This is a genomic window from Pseudomonas syringae, assembly GCF_021605415.1.
Classification (GTDB): Bacteria; Pseudomonadota; Gammaproteobacteria; order Pseudomonadales; family Pseudomonadaceae; genus Aquipseudomonas; species Aquipseudomonas syringae_S.
The window spans coordinates 196487-202486 of record NZ_WKEQ01000007.1 but is presented as its reverse complement, the minus strand read 5'-3'; the positions used below and the strand labels follow the sequence as shown (position 1 = coordinate 202486).

Here is a 6000-nt window from a genome sequence, read left to right as displayed (position 1 = left end):
GCACCGGTTGAAGAACTGCCGATTCCGAAACTGGCGGAAGCGCCGAAAGCGGAAATCGCGGTTCCCAAGCCGAAACCCAAGCCGCCCAAGCCTAAACCACCAAAACCGGTCGAGAAGAAGCTGCCCGATCCGCCGAAGGAAAAACCTTCCGAGGAAAAACCGGCCGACACGCCACCGACGCCGGCCCCGACGGAGAAATCCGCCCAGCCCGCGCCGGGTCCATCGCCAGCTCAACAAGCGGCGAAGGCCAGTTGGCAAGGCACGCTGCTCGCGCATTTGTCCAAGTACAAAAAGTACCCGCGAAGTGCTCAGTCGCGTGGCAAGGAAGGCTTGAACCGCTTGCGTTTCGTGGTCGACGGCGAAGGCAATGTGCTGTCGTTCGAACTGGTGGGCCGCTCAGGCAACGCCGATCTTGACCGGGCCACCCTGGAAATGATCCGCCGCGCGCAACCGCTGCCCAAGCCACCGGCCGACATGCTGACCAATGGCTCGATCGAAATTGTTGCGCCGTTTGTTTACTCACTGGAACGTCGCCGCTAAGTAACACCGCAGTACCTGTAGGAGTGAGCCTGCTCGCGATGGGGCCCTGTCAGTCAGTCATTTATCGCCTGACACACCGCTATCGCGAGCAGGTTCACTCCTACAAGGGTTCTTCGTCAGCCGCCAGAAACCCGCCAATAAGGCACCGAAAGGTGCCTTTTGTATATCTACCCGCGGCAAACCCACATTGTCCGGTGTCGCACGCCTCCCTCAGTCTGATAACGTGCGTCTATCGATTGCAGCCGGTATGCTTGGCCCGCATCTTCATGGACGCTTGCTATGACTCTCACAGAATTACGCTACATCGTTACCCTCGCCCAAGAGCAGCATTTCGGTCATGCCGCCGAAAAATGCCACGTCAGCCAGCCGACCCTGTCGGTGGGCGTCAAGAAACTTGAAGACGAACTCGGTGTGCTGATTTTCGAGCGCAGCAAAAGCGCCGTGCGCGTGACCCCGGTCGGCGAAGGCATTGTCGCCCAGGCGCAGAAAGTGCTGGAACAGGCACAAGGCATCCGCGAGCTGGCCCAGGCCGGCAAGAACCAGCTGACCGCTCCGCTGAAAGTCGGCGCGATTTACACCGTCGGCCCGTACCTGTTTCCACACTTGATTCCACAACTGCACCGGGTCGCCCCGCAGATGCCGTTGTACATCGAAGAGAACTTCACCCACGTGCTGCGCGACAAACTGCGCAACGGCGAGCTTGACGCGATCATCATCGCGTTGCCGTTCAACGAAGCCGACGTGCTGACCCTGCAACTCTACGACGAGCCGTTCTACGTCCTGATGCCGGCCCAGCACCCGTGGACGAAGAAAGAATCCATCGACGCCGGCCTGCTCAACGACAAGAGCCTGCTGCTGCTCGGCGAAGGCCATTGCTTCCGCGACCAGGTGCTCGAAGCCTGTCCGACCCTGACCAAGGGCAGTGACGGCGCACGGCACACCACGGTCGAATCCAGCTCGCTGGAAACCATTCGCCACATGGTCGCCTCGGGCCTGGGCATTTCAATCCTGCCGCTGTCGGCGGTGCACAGCCATCATTACGCCCCGGGCGTGATCGAAGTGCGTCCGCTGTCGGCGCCGGTGCCCTATCGCACCGTGGCCATCGCGTGGCGCGCCAGCTTCCCGCGCCCAAAAGCCATCGAGATCCTCGCCGATTCCATTCGCCTGTGCTCGGTGGCCAAACCGGCGGCACCGGTTACGAACGGTTAAGCCAGCGCCATGAGCGAGTTGTCGCAAGTGTCGGTGACGGCACTCAAAGGTGTCGGTGACGCCATGGCCGAGAAGCTGGCCAAAGTCGGGCTGGAGAATCTTCAGGACGTGCTGTTTCACCTGCCCCTGCGTTATCAGGATCGCACTCGCGTGGTGCCGATCGGTGCGTTGCGACCGGGACAGGATGCGGTGGTCGAAGGCACCGTCAGCGGCGCCGACGTGGTCATGGGTCGTCGCCGCAGCCTGGTCGTGCGCATGCAGGACGGCACCGGCGGGCTGAGCCTGCGTTTCTACCATTTCAGCAATGCGCAAAAAGAAGGGCTCAAGCGCGGTACGCGGATTCGCTGTTATGGCGAAGTGCGACCCGGCGCGTCGGGGCTGGAAATCTACCACCCGGAGTACCGCGCCATCACCGGCGACGAACCGCCGCCAGTGGATGAAACCCTCACGCCCGTCTATCCGCTCACCGAAGGCCTGACCCAGCAGCGCTTGCGCCAACTGTGCATGCAGACCCTGACCCTGCTCGGCCCGTCGAGCCTGCCCGACTGGCTGCCAACCGAACTGGCCCGCGACTATCAACTCGCGCCGCTGGCCGACGCAATCCGTTACTTGCACAACCCGCCCGCCGATGCCGACGTCGATGAACTCGCCCTCGGTCATCACTGGGCCCAGCATCGCCTGGCCTTCGAAGAACTGTTGACCCATCAGCTCTCGCAACAACGCCTGCGCGAAAGCATGCGGTCGCTGCGCGCGCCGGCGATGCCCAAAGCGAAAAAACTGCCGCCCAAGTACCTGAAAAATCTCGGCTTCAACCCGACCGGGGCGCAACAGCGCGTCGGCAACGAAATCGCCTACGACCTCAGTCAACACGAACCGATGCTGCGGCTGATCCAGGGCGACGTTGGCGCGGGCAAAACCGTGGTCGCCGCCCTCGCTGCGCTGCAAGCGCTGGAGGCCGGTTACCAAGTTGCGCTGATGGCGCCGACCGAGATCCTTGCCGAACAACACTTCATCACGTTCAAGCGCTGGCTTGAACCGCTGGGCATCGACGTTGCGTGGCTGGCCGGCAAGCTCAAGGGCAAGAACCGCGTCGCCGCGCTGGAACAGATCGCCAGCGGCACACCGATGGTGGTGGGCACCCACGCGCTGTTTCAGGACGAAGTGCAGTTCAAGAACCTCGCGCTGGTGATCATCGACGAACAACACCGTTTCGGCGTGCAGCAGCGTCTGGCGCTGCGGCAAAAAGGCGTCGGCGGGCGCATGTGCCCGCATCAACTGATCATGACCGCCACCCCGATCCCCCGCACGCTGGCGATGAGCGCCTACGCCGACCTCGACACCTCGATCCTCGACGAACTGCCACCGGGTCGAACGCCGGTCAACACCGTGCTGGTCACCGACAGTCGCCGCGTCGAAGTCATCGAACGGGTGCGCGGCGCCTGCGCCGAAGGGCGTCAGGCCTACTGGGTGTGCACGCTGATTGAAGAGTCGGAAGAGTTGACCTGTCAGGCTGCCGAAACCACCTTCGAAGACCTCACCGCCGCCCTCGGCGAGTTGAAAGTCGGGCTGATCCACGGGCGCATGAAACCGGTCGAAAAAGCCGCCGTCATGGCCGAATTCAAGGCCGGTAACCTGCAACTGCTGGTCGCGACCACAGTGATTGAAGTCGGCGTCGACGTGCCCAACGCCAGCCTGATGATCATCGAAAACCCCGAGCGCCTCGGCCTCGCGCAACTGCACCAATTGCGTGGGCGCGTCGGTCGGGGCAGCGCCGCCAGCCATTGCGTGTTGCTTTATCATCCGCCGCTGTCGCAGATCGGCCGTCAGCGGCTGGGCATCATGCGCGAGACCAACGACGGTTTTGTCATCGCCGAAAAAGACCTCGAACTGCGCGGCCCCGGCGAAATGCTCGGCACGCGTCAGACCGGTCTGCTTCAATTCAAGGTCGCGGACCTGATGCGCGACGCCGATCTTCTGCCCGCCGTGCGTGATGCGGCCCAAGCGTTGCTTGAACGTTGGCCGACCCACGTCAGCCCATTGCTTGATCGCTGGCTGCGTCATGGGCAGCAATACGGCCAAGTGTGAGCACCGTCGCAGTTTCTGACAGCCCGCGCCTACAGAGCTGGTTATACTCCTGCAATTGTTTCAAAAACGGATACAGACCATGACCGAAGCTGCTCTCGCCCCCGAATCTCCGCACGCTCCGTCTGTTATTCGGCTGCTGCTGGACAAGCTCGGGATCGTCTACGAAGAAGTGCTCGACCACCACGGCCTCAATGCATCGCGCAAAGTACAAGCCGTGTTGCTGGACGACGCTGTCGGCGCGCTGATGGTGCTATTTCCACAGAGCCAACTGCTCGACCTCAATCGCCTCGCCGAACTGACGGGTCGTCGTCTGACCGCCGTGTCGACTGAGCGCCTGCAAAAAATGCTCGGCAAACACAGCCTGAGCCTGTTGCCAGGTCTGCCGGCGCTGACCAGTTCGCCGTGCCTTTACGAAGAAAGCCTGCTGCGCGAGCCGAAGTTGCTGATCAACTCCGGTGAGCCGGGCGTGCTGCTGGAAATCACCAGCGAACACTTCAAGACTATGCTTACCAAGGCCAGCGCCGCCAACTTCGGCGAGAACCTGACCAGCATTCGTCCGAACCTCGACCGCCCTGATGATGACCGCAAGGAAATCACCCAGGCTGTGCAAGCGTTCACCGCGCGCCGCATCCAGCAACGCCTGGAAGCGACCATCGAGATTCCGCCGCTGGCTGAAACCGCGCAAAAAATCATCAAGCTGCGCGTCGACCCGAACGCCACCATCGACGACATCACCGGCGTGGTCGAAACCGACCCGGCGCTGGCCGCACAAGTGGTGAGCTGGGCGGCGTCGCCGTACTACGCCTCGCCGGGCAAGATTCGTTCGGTAGAAGACGCCATCGTCCGTGTGCTCGGTTTCGACCTGGTGATCAACCTCGCGCTGGGCCTGGCCCTCGGCAAAACCCTGAGCTTGCCCAAAGACCACCCGCAACAGACCACGCCGTACTGGCAGCAATCGATCTACACCGCTGCCGTCATCGAAGGCCTGACCCGCGCCATGCCGCGTGCCCAGCGCCCGGAAGCCGGCCTGACGTACCTCGCCGGCCTGCTGCACAACTTCGGATACTTGCTGCTGGCCCACGTCTTCCCGCCGCACTTCTCGCTGATCTGCCGCCACCTGGAGGTCAACCCGCACCTGTGCCACAGCTACATCGAGCAGCACCTGCTCGGCATCAGCCGTGAACAGATCGGCTCGTGGCTGATGCGCTACTGGGACATGCCCGACGAACTGGCCACCGCCCTGCGCTTCCAGCACGACCCAAGCTACGACGGCGCCTACGCCGAATACCCGAACCTCGTCTGCTTGGCCGTGCGGCTGCTGCGCGGCCGCGGCATCGGTTCCGGCCCCGACGAGGACATCCCCGACGCACTGCTCGAACGCGTCGGCCTGACCCGCGAAAAAGCCAACGACGTCGTCAGCAAAGTCCTCGAAGCCGAAGTCCTGCTGCGCGAACTGGCCTCGCAGTTCAGCCAGGCCTAAACGCATCGCGGGCAAGCCCGCTCCCACAAGACCTATGCGATCCCTGTGGGAGCGGGCTTGCCCGCGATGAATCCAGCTCAATCTATCTGTCTCACCACAACAATCTTTCGACTCAAGCCTCTGTATCAAGCCTTAGGCTTAGCCTTCCTCGGCTTCAAATACTTCATCAACCCCTGAAACCAAATCACCAGCGCCGGATTGCCCTTGATCTGAATCGACTTGTCCTGAATCCCCTGCATAAACGCCAACTGCTTGTTCTTCGCCTGCATCGTGGCAAAACCATACGCCGCATCTTTAAAGGCAATCGCAAACGCCGGCTCTGCCACTACGCCAGACTTGCTGGTAATCCGCTGATTCTTCACCACGAAATGCCGCGCCACTTTCCCGTCCAGCGTCTGCATCTGAAACACCAGATCCTTGTCACCCAACTGCTGCTGGAACGCAGGATTTGTCCGGCTGGCCTTACCCATCAACAGACCCAGCATCCACAGAAGAAAACGAAATTTCATGCGCACAGCCTCAAAAGGAAAATGAACGGCCGGGGCAGTGTAAGGGATTCGAGCGATAACGCCAGTCTCTGCTGCCGATAGAAGAGGATGTAGGCAATTTCCTGCACGATGACTACCAAGTCACGATTCTATGCCCACCCATTGATCGTTCCCCCGCTCCGCGTGGGAATGCATCCC

At 61.7% G+C, this 6000-nt stretch carries 5 protein-coding genes; 4 read left to right on the top strand and 1 reads right to left on the bottom strand.

The window, feature by feature from the left end:
- The 4 genes from GIW69_RS07400 to GIW69_RS07385 form a co-directional block, all read left to right on the top strand.
- The coding region (locus GIW69_RS07400; protein ID WP_236481471.1) for an energy transducer TonB at positions 1 to 540 on the top strand (540 nt) is incomplete at its 5' end.
- 279 nt (positions 541 to 819) lie between these two features.
- The gene (locus GIW69_RS07395) at positions 820 to 1749 is read left to right on the top strand and encodes a hydrogen peroxide-inducible genes activator (protein ID WP_236481470.1); all 930 of its coding nucleotides are present in this window, start codon (positions 820 to 822) and stop codon (positions 1747 to 1749) included.
- A gap of 9 nt (positions 1750 to 1758) precedes the next feature.
- On the top strand, positions 1759 to 3834 hold the full coding sequence (gene recG / locus GIW69_RS07390; protein ID WP_236481469.1) for an ATP-dependent DNA helicase RecG: 2076 nt from the start codon (positions 1759 to 1761) through the stop codon (positions 3832 to 3834).
- Positions 3835 to 3913: 79 nt separating this feature from the next.
- A complete protein-coding gene (locus GIW69_RS07385; protein ID WP_236481468.1) occupies positions 3914 to 5314 on the top strand; it encodes an aminoacyl-tRNA deacylase and HDOD domain-containing protein in 1401 nt (466 codons plus the stop codon).
- Positions 5315 to 5439: 125 nt separating this feature from the next.
- Here GIW69_RS07385 and GIW69_RS07380 read toward each other — a convergent pair whose 3' ends face one another.
- Positions 5440 to 5823 carry a helicase gene (locus tag GIW69_RS07380; RefSeq protein ID WP_236481467.1) on the bottom strand — a complete coding sequence of 128 codons (384 nt, stop codon included), beginning with the start codon at positions 5821 to 5823 and terminating at the stop codon, positions 5440 to 5442.
- Positions 5824 to 6000: the final 177 nt, after the last annotated feature.

Coding starts and splice junctions, on each gene's coding strand:
- recG (WP_236481469.1), top strand. CDS start 1,759: ATGAGCGAGTTGTCGCAAGTGTCGGTGACGGCACTCAAAGGTGTCGGT.
- GIW69_RS07395 (WP_236481470.1), top strand. CDS start 820: ATGACTCTCACAGAATTACGCTACATCGTTACCCTCGCCCAAGAGCAG.
- GIW69_RS07380 (WP_236481467.1), bottom strand. CDS start 5,823: ATGAAATTTCGTTTTCTTCTGTGGATGCTGGGTCTGTTGATGGGTAAG.
- GIW69_RS07385 (WP_236481468.1), top strand. CDS start 3,914: ATGACCGAAGCTGCTCTCGCCCCCGAATCTCCGCACGCTCCGTCTGTT.